The organism is Legionella drozanskii LLAP-1 (assembly GCF_001467585.1).
GTDB classification, from domain to species: Bacteria; Pseudomonadota; Gammaproteobacteria; order Legionellales; family Legionellaceae; genus Tatlockia; species Tatlockia drozanskii.
Map to the genome: position 1 here is coordinate 551158 of NZ_LNXY01000020.1, position 18258 is coordinate 569415.

Sequence of the window (18258 nt, forward strand, 5' to 3'; positions counted from 1 at the left end):
AATGGGTTTACTTTGTACTTTTAAATATATATAGAGTTTAGCAGGCTTTGTAATTAATGGGGCAGTTTGGTTTGAAAAAATTCAAAATGAGTGAGGGATTTCTAAAAATATTGGCTCACCAAGAAAATAAAATACCTAAAAAGGAGTATTCCTCAGCAAGCCAATGAATAATAAAATTTATTTAGAGTTTTCTTCGATAAATTTCATCATCTCTTCGTTGCATTTTTTCCACTCGTCATAAAATAAGCCATGTCCACTTTTTTCAAAGCGAATAATCTTCGAGCCTTTAATGCCTTTGTGCATGGCTTCAGCTAAACCAAAGGGGCAAACTTTATCATGAGGAGAGTGGAAAATTGCGGTAGGGACTTTTACTTTTTCTAAGTTCTTGCGTTGATCGGTATCCCGAAGCGCTATGATATGTTCAGAAGTGGCATAGCCAGAGGCGTCCATACCCATATTTTGCATCCATTCCGCAAACTTAGGACTGACTGCATCTTCTGAGTGGAAGAAAATCTTACCAAAATTTTCCAACAGTTGTGGTCTATCGGTATAACACAATTCAAGAAGCTCATTGCATTGATCGACAGTAAAGCCATGTGGAAAATCAGGACGTTGTGTCCAGATAGGAGCGGCTGCACCCATAAGTACCATTCTTGAAACACGCTCATTGTGATGACGTGCACAGTAGTTGATACAGATTGCGCCACCCATGGAATGACCTGCGATAGTGACATCATCTAGGTCTAGATGACGAATAACTTTTAAAATATCATCCGCCATCACGTCATAAGAATAAGAACCCCAAGGCTTATCTGATTTTCCATAGCCTCTCATATCAATCCCGATACAGCGATAACCTTCTTTAGGTAACTGATTGAATTGGTATTCATAACAGCGGTGATCGAAGGGCCAGCCAGAGATAAATACGATTGGCTTACCAGAACCCCAATCCTGTACGAAAACTCGAGTACAGGCATCAACTTGTACATATCCCATTTGTATCTCCTTGTTGAATAATGCGTTGATTCTTAGCTCAATACAGCAGATAACTACTTCTAACTATAGAATTATTTTAATGAAAAGGGTGAGAAATTTAAGAAAATATTTATGGCGGCTTATGCGAGGGAGTATATAAATTAGACAGGACTGGTGTTGCCATGCTATGGAGACTAGCAATCCAGTCATAATCATTGATTAACTTAAGAAGCTTAGATAGGCTAAATCAATCGCCTTTTATTTGAATATCCCATGCAACAGCAGCTTGAGGTTCCAATCCTTTTACAATCGAGGATAGCTATTTACCAGAAACAATTTGCCGAATTAGAGCATCCTTTGGCGATGTCTCTACAAGTTTTACTATTGGTCAGTGACTATGCGTGTCGTCATATAGAGATCCTAAAACAATTATTGGCTGAAGATGATTGTTTGTCTCCTTTAAATTATTGGGATTACGGTAAGTTGCTGAAGCAACTTTCTAATGCTTCCACACATTTCAGTCGCGATCTTCGGCGTTTTCGCCACCGCCATTTTTTGCGTTTAATGCTTCGCGAATTGGGTGGATTTGCGGATACTGAAGAAACAATGACTGCTTGGTCAGCTTGTGCGGATGAGATTATTTTAAGCGCACTTGAGTTTTGTCAGCGAGAATTGATGAACCGTTATGGGCAGCCCTGTGATGAGACGGGGAAGCCAGCCAAACTTTATACGCTTGCGATGGGAAAACTGGGGGGAAAAGAACTTAATTTTTCCTCTGATATCGATTTAATTTTTGCTTTTTCTGCTGCGGGTTATACCAATGGCCAAGAATCAATAAGTAACCAAGAATATTACAGCAAGGTGGCGCAGACGTTCATACAACTCTTGCAACAGGTCACTGAGGAGGGTTTTGTTTTCCGCGTTGATTTACGGTTGCGTCCTAACGGAGATAGTGGTGCTTTAGTATGCACTTTAGCGACCATGGAAACTTATTATCAAGAACAGGGTCGCGATTGGGAGCGCTATGCGATGGTCAAAGCGCGCCTGATTGGTGAAAATGTCTCGGCTCAAACCCATTGGTTTCACCGATTGATTAGACCTTTTGTCTACAGGCGATATGTTGATTTCAGTGTGATTGAATCCTTGCGTAGCATGAAAGCCATGATTGAGCGTGAAGTGCAACTCAATCCAATGCTCGATGATATCAAACGAGGGCTTGGTGGCATTCGCGAAATCGAATTTATTATTCAAAATATCCAATTGATTCGGGGGGGCCGATTACCTCATTTAAGACAACAAAATGCAATGGTCGCTCTGGATGCAATGAAAGAAGGGCGATTGTTAAGACGGACTTCTGCTTTGAAACAAGCCTATCTCTTTTTGAGAAAACTAGAAAATGCTCTGCAAAGCCAAAGTGATCAGCAGACCCATTCTTTGCCCAAAGAAGAAGTGAAACAAGCGCAGATTGCATTGGCCATGAGCTATGACAATTGGGATAAATTATTGGCGAGATTACAGCAATATCAGCGTATCGTGAGCGTCCTTTTTCGCTCTGTTTTACGAAAAGTGGATTTCTACGAAGATGAAAATCGTCTTATCGCAAACCAATTATCTAGCTTATGGCAGGGGCATGTTGAAACTACCATGGCAATTAATTTGTTGGCGAGTCTGGGGTTTCATCATGCTGAACGTTGCTACCAAATGCTTCATACTTTTCGTCATGCGCCGCGGTGCAGGCGATTGTCGCAGGCAGCGCGTATGAGGCTTGATCGCTTTATGGTGCTTTTGCTAAGTGAATTAACTCAAGTGGCGGAAACAGATACAGTCTTATCCCAAGTCTTGCATTTATTAGAAAATATAGTTGGGCGCAGCGCCTATTTAGCCTTGCTTACTGAGAATCCTCAAGTACTAAAGGAGTTATTGCATTGGTTTGTGCATAGTCCTTTTATTACTTCTTTATTGGTGACTCAGCCATTTTTGTTAGAAATTTTGTTGGATCAGGAAGAAAATTGGCGGCTTCCTTCGCGTCAGCAACTTGAACAAACTTTAAGAACTCAACTGGCTCATTGCGACGAGAGTGAAATGCAAAATGAAACTTTGCGCCAATTTAAATTGAACAATTGGCTCTCGGTTGCTCGAGCCGAGATGCATGGTCAATATGATGCGGTGCGCATAGGTCGTTTTTTAGCCGACGTTGCTGAAGTGATTGTGGGAGAAGTTTTAGACCTGGCTTGCCAGCAATTGGCGAATCGCTATCCCCAGATTATGCAAATTAAATCACATTTTGCGATCATTGCTTACGGCAAGTTAGGTAGTAGAGAAATGAACTATAATTCCGATCTTGATCTGGTTTTTGTTCATGCGGCACTTCAGGAAGAAGAGGGATTGATCACACGATTGACGCAAAAAATTCTCCACATGTTAACTACTCGCTCACAAGCTGGGATTTTATATTCCGTGGATACCCGCTTGCGGCCTTCCGGTGCGGCGGGTTTGTTAGTGAGTCATATTGATGCATTTACTGAATATCAGCGTGCTCAAGCTTGGACTTGGGAACATCAAGCCTTACTGCGTGCGAGGCTGATCTCAGTGAATAAACGCATTAATCAGCGCTTTAAACAATTGAAGTCGGATGTCTTATTTTTGCCGAGAGATAAAGCGACTCTTCGCGACGAAGTGTTAGCAATGAGGGCAAGGATCACTCAGCATAGAGATGCAGAGCAAGTGAAATATGCACCTGGAGGTCTTTTGGATTTGGAGTTTCTAGTACAGTTTTTGGTGCTCGCTAACCCCAAACAGAGCTTTCTCCGTTATACCAACACGCTGAGTTTATTGCAGAAATTGTACAGTGAACAAATTCTTAGCCAAGATCAATTTATTAAACTTAAACAGCCTTATAAGTATTATCATTATTTGTTGCACCAAAATTTATTGCAGCCGGCGACCTATGATTATCGTTCTCAGCAATTGGCTGTGATGTCCGTGAGGGATGACTTTTGGGGCTAAGTTGGGTCTAGATCTGAGGTATCGTCACTTTTTTTTGAATAATAATTCGAGCCAAATCCAGTGTTTTACTGAACCGCTCAGCCCGAACGGATCGAGCTACTAATTGGAGCAACACCAGGAGCAACAACTTGATCAAGCCGCAGGGATTCGCAAACTGGGGTTTGCTGTACAGAAATTAGCTTGTTATGATAATTCATTTTTCGGGATGCTATTGGAATGGAATTATCAGCCTTTGAACTTGATTTTTTTCTTACCAACGGCTACCTCGTTATCAATGAATTTTTTAGCCCATCGGTTTGCGAAACCTTGATGAGCCGCATTGATTTCATTATTAAAAATCATCAACAAGACATTCCCATCACCATTTTTTCAACGAAATCCAATGAGCATGCGCAGAATGCTTATTTTCTAAATTCCGGCGATAAAATTCACTTTTTTTTTGAGCCGAATGCCTTTGATGATCAGGGGAAGATGACTCGGCCTCTTGAAAAATCACTGAATAAAATAGGGCACGCCTTGCATGAACTTGATCCGATATTTAGGCAGTATTCAAGAGATGCGCGAATTAAAATAATATGCCAACAACTCGGTTTTCAAAAACCAAGTTTACTGCAGTCAATGTATATTTTTAAACAACCTAACATTGGTGCAGAAGTCAATTGCCATCAAGATAGTACTTATCTACACGCTCAAAATGATGAGGTGCTTGGGTTTTGGTTTGCGCTAGAAGATGCGACGGTCGATAATGGTTGTCTGCAAGTGATTCCTAGTCCAAATTCCACGCCTTTAGAGAAGCGGATGATTCGTGAAGCGGATCGTATTTTTTTTGAAGAGTATCAGCAACTCAATTGGCAAGAGGAGCAATGCATTCCGCTTGAGGTTAAACAAGGGTCGATGATCGTTTTGCATGGTAGGTTGCCGCATAAAAGCAATGCGAATTGTTCTAATCACTCTCGTCATGCTTATACTTTGCATGCAGTTGATGCGGTTTATCCATATCCTACAACTAATTGGCTACGTTGGCCGAATGGTTTGCCTGAGTGGTAGCTGTTCGGAGAAATGCGAGCAGCCTCTGATACAGATTGAGAAAGGTTTCTGCATTAGAATCTTTAAGTATTTCGCGAAGATTTTCTTTGGTGGTAATAGGAAAGCCAAGAAGTACCGACCATGTTTTATTGCCAATCGCATGGTGGCTGACCGCTATCAAATTCGTTCTTAAGTTCATCGCAACGTCAATTATTCCAAGCCTGGAATCAACAATTTCTACCGACAACCTGGAAGAGAGAGTGGGGAAGGGCGGTAGCAAGCCTTGAAGGCTATCCTAATCCTTATATCGAAGCGCAAGGCTAGATTAGACTTTCGGTTTAATAGAATCTTTTTCTTTATATTTGGCACTATTGACTGATTGGGTGACTGGATAGGCCTTAGTCGCCAGGTTATATTCAGATTAATCTTTATTCATTATATTGAGCATTGAGCAAGCTATTTTTCTAATTCTCCAGGAATGATTATGATGAAAAGAAAACATGAACAAAAGAACCGTCTCCAAAAACAGTCACTCTTCGAAAGATTTCCTAATGCAGAAGATAGAGAAGAATATCTTTCTGGTGCAGCGGCAGGAAGAATGGCTGCTAAACATGAATTCAAAAAAACAAAGGGCTTCTGTCTCAAATCCCCACCTTACCAATTGGGATATCAAGAAACCTATGATCGTGTTAAAGCTAACCAGGAAGTTAATAACCCAGTCAGTCTAGATCAAAAGCCTAAACATAAACGAGGAAAAAAAGGAGCTAAGTGGTCCTTGGTTAGTGTGTCTCCACGATCAGAACAAGAAAAATCTCTTGAATCATCTATCCCACTTATTGATTGCAAGCCTTGTTTTGCAGCGCAAGAAGAGTTGCAGAGTAGGTTTGTACACTCGCAAAGTTTATCTTCTATGAGCTCCGATAATAGTGTTGGATTTTTTACTACAAAAGATTATCAAGGAAAAAACGACTTAGAAATTAATGCAGTCAATAACTTTGAAGAGGAAACAGAATTATTAAATATACTAGAAGAGTTAGATTTTCAAATGAGAGCACCAACGGATTCAAGTGAGCTAAAATCTCTGACTTCCGATAATAGTATTGAATTTTTTAATGCTGAAGATTATCCAGAAAAAAACGACTTAGAAACCAATACAGGCAATTTCGAAGAGCAAGAAGGCTTATCAGAAACACTAGGGGAGCATGATTCTCAAAATAGGTCACAAGCGAATTCATCAAACCTGACCTTTTCTGAAATGAAAAGTCCTTTATCAAGTAAGCTGCCAACGAGCTCATTGTCCAGTAAATGGGATCAATCGATACTCCTTGCACCACGTAGTCACAGTTTATTTTCTTCATCAATACCTGAGAGTTCAAGCATTGAGGAAAAGCGACTAACCGACAGCGAGGAATATTCTTTTTGAAAAAAAGCTACTATTAAGCCCCAATATGAAGCGTTTAATAAGAAAGAATGATATGAATTCTGCAAAAAAATATTTCTATAATTTTCATTATGTTACAAAGAATTTAATATCAAATAAAAATCGATTTATTGGCTACAGCCTAGACTAGCAAAGGGTTGTATTCCTGCAAAGAACCCCTTTATTGACTTGGCTGTTCCATTACTCCCCAAGGGCCGATATTGTAGTAATGTTTCAGAGATTCTGTAGCTTGGTTTCAGATAACCAAGCTACTCTAAGATCAACGTTCTTATCTTTCTCTGATGGCGCTCTCGCTCCATCCAGCTACCTTTATTTTTTAATTGCCGGTAAGCGAATTTTTAGAAGCAATAATTTCATCTTCGACAGCCATAACTGACTTTGCTTTATTAAGTCCTAATCTTCCCAAAAAGGTTACCCGAGCAAGTCGAGCCATTTTCATCAGAAGGCTTACTTGATTGCGTATCAAAGGGCTTTTTATAATTAAACATTAGTCAGTTACTCGATTTTTTGAATAAATAGAACATCAAGAAAGAGCATTTTATTGGAGTTAAAAGAAGAAAAATGGAATTATTTGTTAATCATTGTTACGACTTAAGGGCCTAGAGTATCTATTCGGGGTTCTTTGCGGGAAGGTACGGAATTTCCCAGCACACTCCTGCAACCCTTTGCTAGTCTAGGCTGTAGCCAAAAAATCGATTTTTTTATTAGCTATCAATAACCTCATGTAAAATACGGTATTCTTTGTTGTTATAAAATTCATATTCCACTCTCTTTCCCTAATTGATTCTATATGTCATTTATGGTCGGTGATTCTATAAATTTTATTTGCTTTTTTTGGGCATTAACTTCAACCATAGACCCGATTGGAACAGTATAAATGTCTTCCTGATGACCTATCATTGCCCCACTAAATGCCGGAATATGAAGAGGTTTGATATAGCGTTCAATTACTTCATTTAAAGAAAAACCTCCACGGGCGTCTGATTTACATTTTTGACAGGTTCCAAATACAAATCCTGATATCTGATTTAACACACCTGCATTTTTTAATTGTCCAAGCATTCTATCAACTTTATAGATATCTTCATTTACATCCTCTAAAAACAATATTTTTCCTTGCCAATCTTTTGGAAAATAGGGTGTGCCTAGTAAAGAAACCAATACAGATAGATTCCCACCAATGAACTGTCCCCTTACTGTACCGCTTGTAATTGTATAAGCAGAATATTCAGAGGATTTGTCATTTTTGTCCTCTGGATTAAACATCTGATTGCTTAATATGGTTTCTATTTGTTCTTGAAATAAAACATTTTTTTCATACTCTAAGCTCAGTTTAGATTGCTTCGAGGAGGCCGATGGTCCATAGAAAGAAACCAAGTTTGATTTAGTGTAAATGGCAATAAGCAAAGCCGTCAAATCGCTACGACCTATAATTATTTTGGGATGATGCATTAAGTATTTATAGTCAATTTTATCTAGTAAGGTTGCATTTCCATATCCCCCTTTTAAAGAAAAAATTGCCTTCACCTTATCATTTCTTATTGCTTTATTGATAGATGTGGCTCGCTCTTCTTCTGTGCCAGCAAAATATCCATATTGATGAAATATCGTGTCATCATATATAGGGTTGAGACCAAATGATTGCAAGCGTTCTATTGCTTCATATAATTGTTCTTTCTCAAATTTAAAAGATGGAGCTACAATTGCTACGGTATCTCCTTTTTTTAACGCTAATGGCTTAACGATAATCGTATGAGCAAAGCAATTGGTAACTGTTAATATTATACCTATAAATATGGCTTTATTCATAAACTCCCCAAAGCAGAGATAATGTAAAATGTTAAAAGAGTCTTCATGTTTTATAAAATTTACTAACATGCCGTAAGATCATAACCTTAGAGGGCCTGTCGTACTGTTTAATATCCAAATTTTGTTTAATGGCGATCACGCGCACCTATTTTTTATTAATTCATTAACCAGACCAATAACCTCAGCGGTGCTTCTGGCTAAACGGCTTAGTTCGGTAACGATTAACGTGTCGGCATCCTCTAAAGTCAGGAGCATTTCATCAATGCGGCGCTCCTTACTCGTTTTTCATAGAATCTCCTCTGCTTAGATTACAAGAAAATTCTACTTTTGGATTCAGTTATTTTTCGAGAGGATTACCAGAGTATTTTCCATAGTATTCCACTAGCCTTGAGTCGGTTGGTCGTTACGTTCTCTCATAAGCTTACAATGTGTATTTATAATGATCTAGAAGATTGATATTGGAACTTCAATAGTGTTTAATGATCCACATTTTTTTAACGCAGAGGATCACTAATGTATTCAGGACACGAAACTACTTTAAGACAAATCGGTGGCGTATATGCCAATTCAGTTCTTGAATTATTTGAAAAAATTCTACAAGAAATGATCGAGAAATTCCCTAATGATCTAACTCTGGCTTTTGCTAATGCAAAAGCAAATGTTATAGCCAATTTTGAAAAAGATAACATACTGAAAGGCATTAATGATCAATTACAAGCAGCAAATGAGCAGGGGTTATTAAATGAGGAATATCGTAAATTTCAAGACTTTCTTGAATTAATTGGTTTCAATCCACAAAATAAAGAGGATAAAAAAATACTTGATTTTCTTTCGGAGATGAATACTAATGTTAGTAGTCCAGAATCAGCATTAATATCAAGACGTTCAACCATGGATCGAATTTTGACTGATGGGCTTAACGCTTTGTTACACCCTGATTTTATTATGGCAGACGGAGAGAAGAGCAGTTATCATCTGAAGAAAACTATACCTACTGATAACAGTAAAAATCTCGCTGTAAAATTACTTGTTTCTTGTAAAGGCCAAACATCTGTGGCTCCTGAAAAGACAGTCAACTTAAGTCAGTTCCATGAAGATCTTAATTGGACAAGCACTTGGATAGAAATAGCTAATCAGTTAATTAATGATGTTAATTATGTGGAAACAACGGAAAAATTTTGCAAACAATATTTAGACACTGAACATTATCAAATACACAAAGAGTTACTTATACTATTGAGAGACTATATCGCAGCCTATTTTCTATCACAGGCTACAGAATTAAATAAATTGACCCTATCGTTACTTAGCCATCCCCTAAGCACAGAGTTGGACATGATGGACTTATTCAATCATCTTACTGAGGCTTTGGAAAAAACAAATCATCAATCCTTTTTTATTGCTTCTCAACCTGATGTTATTTTATCTTCTTCTCCAAAAAGGGATGAAAATAATTATTCTTATTCAGCAACTGTACCGTTTTTTTCTGGGGATAAATCAGGTAAAAAACGAACTTCTGAGAAAGTAGACACTAAAAGTGAGGATAACAAAGAGATTCAAACGGGGAGGCCTTCGAAGCGAGCTAGAAATAGCTTAACCTTTTTGCATAATCCTGAAAATGGTTCTCCTTCGCAAGAATCTCATCAGGAACATCATAATGAAGAGCAATTGTCGGATAACAGTTCTAGTTCTACACCCCACTAGGATTTGTGTGTAGGTCTAAGTGATTTTCGGACAGGATTAGTTCCATTTGATGAAAATGGAATTAATTAGTCTTTTTGTTAAAAATTGCTCGCTCATTATTTTTTCTAACATGGGGTAGTGACCCATTCGTGTCAAAATTTACGGTTTTATATACTAAGATATTTTGAATGTAAGAATAGAGCATCTTAAATAAGACTATGACCACCGCATATCCAGCCCAACTGGCAATGAGATTTACTGAGTTATTCTTTTAATCAATTTTTTAAGAATATCAATATCATCCAAGTTGGAGATAGTCTCATCAAAAAGTGATAAGGTTTCGGGATCGTGTATTTCCAGATACTGAAATGCTTTTTTAGGTCCCTGATAGCGTAATTCTCTAAAGACAAAATAATCTTCAAGTATTGTGTAGATTGCCCATATTTGACGGTACTTTCCTTCCAGATCTCTGGTAGATGCTCTGGCCAACATTTTTTGATACCAGACTTTACGTACTGTAATTTCCTCAGGAGTGATGGATTCAGGCAGTTTTATGGCGGCATAGAGTTTTTTTAAAAGTTCTGTACCAAAATTTTTATTCTCTATAATAACGATACCATCAGACATGCATAAATGTTCATCGGAAATCGTATCAAAAGCACTTTCCGGATAAACAAAAAGGTCATGATACACGCCATATTTTTCGTCTAAACGCGCAAAGCGTTTTTTTTCCCCCGTTTTTGTAATCCCTGCGACATCATAATCGCTGCTTGCTGTAAAATCTCCACGTGCACGTGAACCATATAATATAATAGTATGACAGTGGTACAAGGAGGTTAGTTCTTCAATAATTGCCTGAAGTACAGGATCATTAGTAATGGTATTTACTTTCATGCGGGTACCTTCTTAAAGATCTTTTGGTGTAGGATAATCGTTGATGCTAAAGTGTATGACGTAACTAACCTCAGAGCGATTCACGATACATATTGTGAAAAACTTACTGATTACCAATGTATCATTTGAGTCGGTATTTAATCAACTTAAGCTACGAATAGAACAGGAGTTGTTGTCATGACTACTTGCAGCACTCGTCGCCTTTCATTTTTAGATAGATATTTAACCTTATGGATTTTCATGACGATGGCAGCAGGTGTCGTTATCGGCTCACTCTTTACCAGCGCACCGCAATTTTTAAACTCCCTATCTATTGGATCTACGAATATCCCTATTGCAATTGGTCTAATTTTAATGATGTACCCCCCATTAGCTAGGGTAAAATATGAAGAATTACCACTGATATCCAAAGACTGGCGAATTCTCTTGTTGTCATCGGTTCAAAACTGGCTTATTGGACCATTTCTCATGTTTGGTCTCGCCGTTTTGTTTTTACATGGGTATCCCGAATACATGACTGGTCTTATTCTTATTGGGCTAGCACGCTGTATTGCCATGGTGATTGTCTGGAATCAGCTGGCTGGAGGTGATAATCAGTATGTTGCAGCCTTAGTGGCATTTAACAGTATTTTTCAACTGCTTTTCTTTAGTGTTTATGCCTGGTTTTTTCTAACAGTCTTGCCACCTCTGGTTGGCATGAGTGGGCAAATAGTCCACATCAATTTTATGACGATTGCCGAAAGCGTTTTTATTTATCTGGGCATACCCTTTTTCGCAGGATTTCTGACTCGTTATGCATTAATAAAACGAAAAGGATTAACCTGGTATGAAACCAAATTTTTACCAAAAATTTCTCCCATTACCTTGATTGCCCTACTTTTTACGATTCTTGCGATGTTTTCTTTAAAAGGCGCTATGGTGTTGCAACTTCCACTAGATGTCATTCGTATTGCCATTCCATTGGCCATTTATTTTGTGGTGATGTTTTTTGTCAGTTTTGCGATGGGAAAGCTTATCGGCGCTAACTATGAAAAGACAACGGCAGCATCCTTTACCGCAGCCAGTAATAATTTTGAATTGGCTATTGCTGTTGCAATTGCCACCTTTGGACTTAATTCTGCCATTGCCTTTACAACGGTCATTGGGCCACTTGTTGAAGTACCAGTTCTCATATTACTTGTAAATGTTGCATTTTTGTTACGAAAGCGCTGGTTTTTAGGAGCAACTATTAAGTAGGCAACGTCCCTAAAGTTTTTTGTAATCTTCTCAACTATAATCAGAACACAGATTTTTTCAGTTTAGGGGGTTGTGGAAGAACCCCCAAAAGTGGGCGTTCTGAATTTATGAGCAATTTCGTAAAAACAATTAAATTTGATCTCAATCTGCTTTTGTAAGATCGCCCGTACAAATCACCTTTTAACTTGGAAATTGGAGTTTCGGGCAGCAAATTACCATTTTAGCCGGTGGTATATTATGCGAATAATTGATGCTGTGCATTTGATCTGCAAAAATATGTAGCTTATAAGGTGATAGAGATTATGACTGCAAATGCGATGGATGAACCACTCCATTTAAAAAAGACAACAAACGTGAACAGAAGGTAAAATACAGAGAGGTTTTAGAAACCCTCTTTATTGAGGTGTTGGTAACTCTTGCAAATGATAATGAATTAGCAGAAAAACACTCGACCATGCTCTTGCTATTAACTGAAGTGACCATCGCGACTGCCAAATTAAGCCTGATTTAATTCTTGTCTAGAGAAAACCAGATATAAATACATTGCAACTGGTTCGACTTGATTTGTATAGGGAACTTGATCTTTAATCTAAAAACCACTTCTATGAAAAATGGCTATAACTCTTAGGTATTAAGGGCCATAGACCGTTTTGAAAATGAAAATTTTTACATTTGAATACGTATTATGACTTACTCCGTTGCTAGACGAAGGGCCAAATTAGGCACCTGACTTACTAAAAGGGCAGCACTATGAATCAATTTCTAAGCGGTAAACCCGGAAAAGATCCCAACATAGGCCAAACCGAATCTTGGCATGCCCTCGAAATTAGTGCGACTGAGCAGCGCCTGAACGTCAATCTCTCTACCGGGCTTACTTTGCAAGAGGCAGCAGCGAGATTGAGCTCAGTGGGCATCAATCGACTCGCAGCCCACCCGCCGCGATCACCATGGCTGTTTTTTCTTACCCAGTTTAAGAGCATCCTAATCCTCATTCTGATCGGAGCCGCTGCATTGGCCGTACTGATTGGAAACGTCAAAGATGCCTGCGTGATCCTTGCGATAGTAGTAATTAATGCCTTCGTCGGTTTCTATCAAGAGTACCAGGCAGAACAGAGTCTGGCTGCACTACGGAAGATGCTTCCTCTGCGGACCCATGTTCGACGTGGCGGTAAGAAACTCGTTATCGATGCCGAAACCGTGGTACCTGGTGATGTGGTGTTGGTGGAGGCCGGTGACCGAATCCCTGCAGACGGTAGACTGGTGGTTGCAGCCAATCTCGATGTAGATGAATCAACTTTGACTGGTGAGTCGCAGCCAGTCAGCAAACAGGTGGGCGCCTTGTCTAGAAACGACCTGCCTGTGGCTGACCGGCTGAACATGGTTTATATGAATACAATGGTCACCCGCGGGAGGGCAGAACTCCTGGTTACGGCCACCGGGATGCGAACTGAGATGGGAAGATTGTCGCAACAGTTGGCATCGACACCCGATAGATCCAGCCCGCTACAAGTTCAATTAGACCGGCTGGGTAATCGCCTGGGTACGGTAGCATTAACGCTGATTAGTCTTCTGTTCGTGTTTCAATTATTTCGTGGCGTGCCTCTCACGCATGCGATTATCGATGCCATTGCGCTGGCCGTAGCTGCGATGCCGGAGGGATTACCCGTAGTTGTCACAGTAAGTCTGGCTCTAGGCATGCATCAGATGGCGAGGCATCGTGCGATCGTCAAACGGCTAACGAGCGTTGAGACTCTGGGTTGCACGACGGTCATTTGTTCCGACAAGACCGGCACACTCACACTCAACCAGATGACCGCGCGCGAATTATTCTACATTGGCCGGCGATTCAACGTTACTGGTGAGGGCTACGGCCATGCGGGTACGGTGAGTCCCGAAATAGATGATACATCGCTGCCAGACATGCGACCGCTGTTGATCCCCCTAGTCGCTTGCAATGAGAGCCGTGTTGAGGATGGGCAGGCCATTGGAGATCCAACCGAAGCTGCATTGTTGACGCTCGCAGCAAAGGCGGGGCTTCATCGCGAGGCCGCACTGACCGAGTACCCTCGCATTGCTGAGATTCCTTTTGATTCAGCCTACAAGTTCATGGCCACGTTTCACCGTGAGGGAGAAAGGATTCGAGTTTTTGTGAAGGGCGCACCTGATGTTCTTCTGGCTCGTTGTGGCCATTTTATTGGCGCAGACTACAACGGTCTGCTGGACAGCAACCGCAAGGAGGAAATCGAAGAGCAGTACCGTAATATGGCATCGCGCGGACTTCGGTGTTTGCTGATAGCTTCACGTACACTGGATGCCAAAGAGTTTTCGGCATCAGAAAATCTATTGGCCTGGGTTGGCGATCTTACGTTCTTGGGCCTAATCGGTCTGCAGGACCCTCCACGACCTGAGGCTAAGCAAGCTATTGCGCAGTGCAACGCGGCCGGCATCGCGGTCAAAATGATCACGGGTGATCATAGAGACACGGGTGTGGCCATTGCTCATGAACTCGGTCTGCACGGTGAGGTCATGTCCGGCATAGAACTCGATCGATTGGACACTACACAACTTGCTGATGTAATCGATGGTATTGCGGTGTTTGCGCGAGTGTCTCCAGATCATAAAGTGAAGATCGTACAGGCGCTACAGAGCAAAGGACATGTAGTGGCGATGACCGGTGATGGAGTCAATGATGCTCCTGCACTGAAAACTGCAGACATCGGCGTGGCGATGGGCATCGCGGGTACAGCAGTCGCAAAAGAAGCGGCAAGTATGGTACTCACGGACGACAACTTCGCCACAATTGTCGGCGCGGTCCAACAGGGCCGAGTGCTCTATGACAACATCATCAAGTTCGTCCGTTTCCAGCTATCCACCACTGTGGGCGCCATCATGACGGTATTTTTCGCGCCTATCTTCGGACTACCGGAGCCTTTCAATCCAATCCAGATTTTGTGGGTCGCGATGATCATGGACGGCCCACCTGCAGTGTCGCTGGCACTAGATGCGGCGCGGTCGGGGATCATGAACGATGCGCCACGTCATCAATCGGATCCGGTGTTGCCATGGGCGCGCCTAAGCCGCGTCATCGGGTTCGGTTTGACGATGATGGTGGGTACGCTCGCCGTGTTGTACTTCGCAATGAACAGCGGCAATGAGCAGTGTGCACTGACTCTCGCTTTCACGACATTTGTACTGTTCCAGCTTTTCAACGTTTTCAATGCTCGCGTTGAGAAAGGCTCGTCCTTCATCAAAGGGTTCTTCAAAAACAGTATGCTGTGGTGGTCACTCACCGCTGTCGTCGTTCTCCAGATCCTGGCAGTGCACTGGGCACCCGCACAGTTTATTTTTGGAACGACCGACCTGACCTCTGCCCAGTGGGCGGTAGCAATCAGTGTCGCTTCATCTATATTAATACTAGAGGAAGGGCGTAAAGCCTTAGGCCGATGGTTTTCACGAGAAGCGCACTCTTGAAGTTAGCCCTAAGGGAGCAATGGAACGGCCAACTGACTTAAGGAATACCTAAAATAATGTTCAATAAAAAAAGTCCAACTGCAAATGCGGGATTAAAGGCATGGCATAACAATAACATCGAGGCAGTTGCTCGTGATTTCATTGTTACACCTTTAAATAATTGTTTAAAAGCAATGCAGGGCGGGTTTAGATGAAGCAAATATTGATAATGAATTAAAGCAAAAGGCTAATCTTCTAATCTCTCTAGCGCTTAGGAACTCCTCTGCAGCAGATGTACAAGAACTTACCCAAGTAGCTTACGAGTTACTTAAACTCAACACCAATATTAGTTTCAAAGAAGGTACTAACGATGCATTCAAAGCATTCGAACCCATTAATCAAATGTTAGCAAGGCAAGAGAAAATCACCGGCGAACGAATCACCGAAAACAAACTCACTTTTGTTCATCTTGTCGATCCCATTGGATCGGTTATAGAGGCTTATAAAGCACTCAAACCGGGTGGAATATTAGTCATTGATCGATTACCGGTGCCTGGATGTCGTGGATCAGGAGCTGCTCTATCCTGGAAATTATGTGGGTGGTATAGTAATTAACAGTCTAGAAAATGCCATAGATAAAGAGTGTGAGCACAGAGAAGAGGATGAAACTATAAAACACAGTAGAATAAGGTTCTCAAAATCTTCTCGATTAAAAATTTAATGGCTAAAGATCCAGTTGTTAATGGATTGTTCAGTTTCATTCGCAACACGAATTAACTGCAGATAGAGTTTATCGAGTAATTGACTATAGCCCGCTTTTCGATAACGCTCTAAGTACTGACAAGCAAATTTAAGCCTCACGGTACCGCAATATAAGGCACCACTTTTTAATTTATGTGCCAGCTTTTCAATCTTATCCCAATCAAGGTTGTCATGAGCAAGTTGTATTTTGTGCAATTCTAGGGGCAATTCTTGCTTAACCATCATATTGAGCAGTTCCTGCAACATAGACTTATCACCGCAATTGTTAATTCCTGTATTGATATCCAACAATGGATAGTTATTTAGAAGAAAAAGCTCTTCCTCGCTGTTAGGTAAATCAATACCAAGTGGTTTTTTTTCTGTCGCATCAGAAGTGTTTCTATTATCGGTGGAAGCTGGCCCAGTTTTTTCCATTTTTCTCCCAATCATTAGCTTACATCACGTTAATTCGAATTATATATGAATTCTTCTTTTAGGGATTGTTTGTGAATAATAAAAAATGCTATGTGCTTATAAATAATTCAAAAAATATCAGCAGAGTAGGCATTTATTCTACAGGAGGTACGAGGCGCATTTTAAATTTCTCTATGCTAGAATCGCTTTTTTCACTCTTATAAGAGAAAGCGATGGACGCCAAAAATACTTTTTGTTGGATAGATATTCCTGTTGTTGAATTGGATAGAGCAATCGATTTTTACACAGCCATTTTAGATGAGCCCGTACAAAAGATTTCTGAACACGGATTTGTGTTCGGATTACTGCCTCATACACAAGACAATGTTTCCGGGTGCTTGGTTGTCATGAGCGATAGGAAACCCTCTAAAAATGGTCCACTTGTTTATCTCAATGTAGAAGCAAAATTGGATCAGGCCATTGAAGAAGCAAAAAAACTAGGTGGCACAATACTCAAGGAAAAAGAACAAATAGGACCTTATGGGCACAGAGCTGTTATTTTAGATACAGAAGGGAATGCGGTAGCTTTATACTCGAAAACGGCTTAGTAGCCTCGGCTTCAACCAGCGTGGATTGGGCATTCTAAGGCCCAACGCGCTGATCTTCCGCTTTCGCGGAGTGAGATCTACCTAAAAAAGCATTTTACTTAAATACTCACGCGCTTTTCGAGCGTATTCTAAAGGCGGTGCTTTAGCGGGGTCTTGTTCTGCCTCCACGATCATCCATCCTTGATAATTCATTTGCTCTAATCCTTTAAGGATTGAGATAAAATCAATATCGCCATCGCCAGGTACTGTAAAAATGCCAGCACGGACGGCGTCCATGAAATTAATTTGTTGGGGTAAAACGGTCTCGAATATGGAATGACGAATATCTTTCAGATGGACATAGCGAATACGATGACCATATTTTTTTATTAAATTGAGAGAATCAATTCCAGCTAATGCCGCATGCCCAGTGTCCAATAACAAAGAGATAAGTTCTGGACTTGTATTTTGCATTAGATAATCAATTTCTGATTCGTTAAATACACCGGTCCCTGCATGATAATGATAAACCAGTTTCACCTGAAAATCGTGGGCAATTCTTCCCAAGGTATGAAGGCCTTGGATTAAATCATCCCACTGTTGACTGCTAAAAACAGGTTTAGAGTTGCCCAGGATGGGCAGGGTAGTGCCTTGAATAGCGTGGCCACATTCACAAACATTTAAAAAGCTTGCTCCCGAAGCGCGAATAAAGCTTAATTGATCCAAAAATCGCGATAAAGTTTCTTCGTATTTATTCGTTTCGGTGAAGTAGGTACTGAACCAAGAGCTTGCCAATTCAAGTCCCTGTTGGGCTAGAGATTGTTTTAAAATGGGTGCATTGCGTGGGTATTTGTTTCCTAATTCAGTGCCAACATAGCCGGATTCTGCCATTTCTCTGATGCATTGCTCAAAACTAATGTGCTCGCCGAGGCGCGGATCGTCATCATTGCACCAATTAATGGGAGCGATGCCAAGTTTAATAGTCATTTTTCTATC

General features: G+C 40.6%; 15 protein-coding genes. 8 read left to right on the forward strand and 7 right to left on the reverse strand.

Features of this window, described 5'->3' with window-relative positions; translation table 11 throughout:
* Nucleotides 1–177: 177 nt before the first annotated feature.
* Nucleotides 178–996, reverse strand: coding sequence for an alpha/beta fold hydrolase (locus tag Ldro_RS06775; protein WP_058495641.1), 819 nt, complete (start codon nt 994–996; stop codon nt 178–180).
* Nucleotides 997–1248: 252 nt separating this feature from the next.
* Between Ldro_RS06775 and glnE the strand changes: the two genes are divergently transcribed.
* From glnE to Ldro_RS06790, 3 genes are all read left to right on the forward strand, one after another.
* Nucleotides 1249–3981, forward strand: a complete 2733-nt coding sequence (glnE, locus tag Ldro_RS06780) for a bifunctional [glutamate--ammonia ligase]-adenylyl-L-tyrosine phosphorylase/[glutamate--ammonia-ligase] adenylyltransferase (RefSeq protein ID WP_058495642.1) — start codon at nt 1249–1251, stop codon at nt 3979–3981.
* Nucleotides 3982–4197: 216 nt separating this feature from the next.
* Complete coding sequence (locus tag Ldro_RS06785) at nt 4198–5028, forward strand: phytanoyl-CoA dioxygenase family protein (RefSeq protein ID WP_058495643.1); 831 nt, start codon at nt 4198–4200, stop codon at nt 5026–5028.
* 463 nt (nt 5029–5491) lie between these two features.
* Complete coding sequence (locus Ldro_RS06790; protein ID WP_058495644.1) at nt 5492–6430, forward strand: hypothetical protein; 939 nt, start codon at nt 5492–5494, stop codon at nt 6428–6430.
* Nucleotides 6431–6764: 334 nt separating this feature from the next.
* On the opposite strand, the gene Ldro_RS16890 is transcribed toward Ldro_RS06790, so the two are convergent.
* The 3 genes from Ldro_RS16890 to Ldro_RS16775 all read right to left on the reverse strand — a co-directional run bounded on the left by Ldro_RS16890 (nt 6765) and on the right by Ldro_RS16775 (nt 8512).
* The gene (locus Ldro_RS16890; RefSeq protein ID WP_274519112.1) at nt 6765–6887 is read right to left on the reverse strand and encodes a hypothetical protein; all 123 of its coding nucleotides are present in this window, start codon (nt 6885–6887) and stop codon (nt 6765–6767) included.
* A gap of 347 nt (nt 6888–7234) precedes the next feature.
* The gene (locus tag Ldro_RS06795) at nt 7235–8257 is read right to left on the reverse strand and encodes a S66 peptidase family protein (protein WP_162263971.1); all 1023 of its coding nucleotides are present in this window, start codon (nt 8255–8257) and stop codon (nt 7235–7237) included.
* Nucleotides 8258–8392: 135 nt separating this feature from the next.
* A complete protein-coding gene (locus Ldro_RS16775; protein WP_238583984.1) occupies nt 8393–8512 on the reverse strand; it encodes a recombinase family protein in 120 nt (39 codons plus the stop codon).
* Between the two features lie 258 nt (nt 8513–8770).
* Between Ldro_RS16775 and Ldro_RS06800 the strand changes: the two genes are divergently transcribed.
* Nucleotides 8771–9961: a hypothetical protein gene (locus Ldro_RS06800; protein WP_058495646.1), complete on the forward strand. Its 1191-nt coding sequence runs from the start codon at nt 8771–8773 to the stop codon at nt 9959–9961.
* Between the two features lie 234 nt (nt 9962–10195).
* Here Ldro_RS06800 and Ldro_RS06805 read toward each other — a convergent pair whose 3' ends face one another.
* Entirely contained in the window at nt 10196–10834 is a 639-nt protein-coding gene (locus Ldro_RS06805; RefSeq protein ID WP_058495647.1) for a nucleotidyltransferase domain-containing protein, read from the reverse strand.
* Between the two features lie 177 nt (nt 10835–11011).
* On the opposite strand from Ldro_RS06805, the gene arsB reads away from it, so the two are divergent.
* The 3 genes from arsB (at nt 11012) to Ldro_RS06820 (ending at nt 16135) form a co-directional block, all read left to right on the forward strand.
* The gene (gene arsB / locus Ldro_RS06810; RefSeq protein ID WP_058495648.1) at nt 11012–12070 is read left to right on the forward strand and encodes an ACR3 family arsenite efflux transporter; all 1059 of its coding nucleotides are present in this window, start codon (nt 11012–11014) and stop codon (nt 12068–12070) included.
* A gap of 750 nt (nt 12071–12820) precedes the next feature.
* The gene (locus Ldro_RS06815; protein WP_058495649.1) at nt 12821–15541 is read left to right on the forward strand and encodes a cation-translocating P-type ATPase; all 2721 of its coding nucleotides are present in this window, start codon (nt 12821–12823) and stop codon (nt 15539–15541) included.
* 381 nt (nt 15542–15922) lie between these two features.
* Complete coding sequence (locus tag Ldro_RS06820) at nt 15923–16135, forward strand: class I SAM-dependent methyltransferase (protein ID WP_058495650.1); 213 nt, start codon at nt 15923–15925, stop codon at nt 16133–16135.
* Nucleotides 16136–16237: 102 nt separating this feature from the next.
* Here Ldro_RS06820 and Ldro_RS06825 read toward each other — a convergent pair whose 3' ends face one another.
* On the reverse strand, nt 16238–16696 hold the full coding sequence (locus Ldro_RS06825; protein ID WP_058495651.1) for an Hpt domain-containing protein: 459 nt from the start codon (nt 16694–16696) through the stop codon (nt 16238–16240).
* Nucleotides 16697–16908: 212 nt separating this feature from the next.
* On the opposite strand from Ldro_RS06825, the gene Ldro_RS06830 reads away from it, so the two are divergent.
* Nucleotides 16909–17283 (forward strand): VOC family protein, encoded by a 375-nt coding sequence (locus tag Ldro_RS06830; protein WP_058495652.1) that lies wholly within the window; start codon nt 16909–16911, stop codon nt 17281–17283.
* An 81-nt stretch (nt 17284–17364) separates the two neighbouring features.
* Here Ldro_RS06830 and iolE read toward each other — a convergent pair whose 3' ends face one another.
* Entirely contained in the window at nt 17365–18249 is an 885-nt protein-coding gene (iolE, locus tag Ldro_RS06835) for a myo-inosose-2 dehydratase (protein ID WP_058495653.1), read from the reverse strand.
* Between the last annotated feature and the right edge of the window lie 9 nt (nt 18250–18258).

What these genes read in the sequence shown, in the direction of transcription:
- Ldro_RS06775 (WP_058495641.1), bottom strand. Translation starts at nt 996, where the DNA reads ATGGGATATGTACAAGTTGATGCCTGTACTCGAGTTTTCGTACAGGAT.
- glnE (WP_058495642.1), top strand. Translation starts at nt 1,249, where the DNA reads ATGCAACAGCAGCTTGAGGTTCCAATCCTTTTACAATCGAGGATAGCT.
- Ldro_RS06785 (WP_058495643.1), top strand. Translation starts at nt 4,198, where the DNA reads ATGGAATTATCAGCCTTTGAACTTGATTTTTTTCTTACCAACGGCTAC.
- Ldro_RS06790 (WP_058495644.1), top strand. Translation starts at nt 5,492, where the DNA reads ATGATGAAAAGAAAACATGAACAAAAGAACCGTCTCCAAAAACAGTCA.
- Ldro_RS16890 (WP_274519112.1), bottom strand. Translation starts at nt 6,887, where the DNA reads ATGAAAATGGCTCGACTTGCTCGGGTAACCTTTTTGGGAAGATTAGGA.
- Ldro_RS06795 (WP_162263971.1), bottom strand. Translation starts at nt 8,257, where the DNA reads ATGAATAAAGCCATATTTATAGGTATAATATTAACAGTTACCAATTGC.
- Ldro_RS16775 (WP_238583984.1), bottom strand. Translation starts at nt 8,512, where the DNA reads ATGCTCCTGACTTTAGAGGATGCCGACACGTTAATCGTTACCGAACTA.
- Ldro_RS06800 (WP_058495646.1), top strand. Translation starts at nt 8,771, where the DNA reads ATGTATTCAGGACACGAAACTACTTTAAGACAAATCGGTGGCGTATAT.
- Ldro_RS06805 (WP_058495647.1), bottom strand. Translation starts at nt 10,834, where the DNA reads ATGAAAGTAAATACCATTACTAATGATCCTGTACTTCAGGCAATTATT.
- arsB (WP_058495648.1), top strand. Translation starts at nt 11,012, where the DNA reads ATGACTACTTGCAGCACTCGTCGCCTTTCATTTTTAGATAGATATTTA.
- Ldro_RS06815 (WP_058495649.1), top strand. Translation starts at nt 12,821, where the DNA reads ATGAATCAATTTCTAAGCGGTAAACCCGGAAAAGATCCCAACATAGGC.
- Ldro_RS06820 (WP_058495650.1), top strand. Translation starts at nt 15,923, where the DNA reads ATGTTAGCAAGGCAAGAGAAAATCACCGGCGAACGAATCACCGAAAAC.
- Ldro_RS06825 (WP_058495651.1), bottom strand. Translation starts at nt 16,696, where the DNA reads ATGGAAAAAACTGGGCCAGCTTCCACCGATAATAGAAACACTTCTGAT.
- Ldro_RS06830 (WP_058495652.1), top strand. Translation starts at nt 16,909, where the DNA reads ATGGACGCCAAAAATACTTTTTGTTGGATAGATATTCCTGTTGTTGAA.
- iolE (WP_058495653.1), bottom strand. Translation starts at nt 18,249, where the DNA reads ATGACTATTAAACTTGGCATCGCTCCCATTAATTGGTGCAATGATGAC.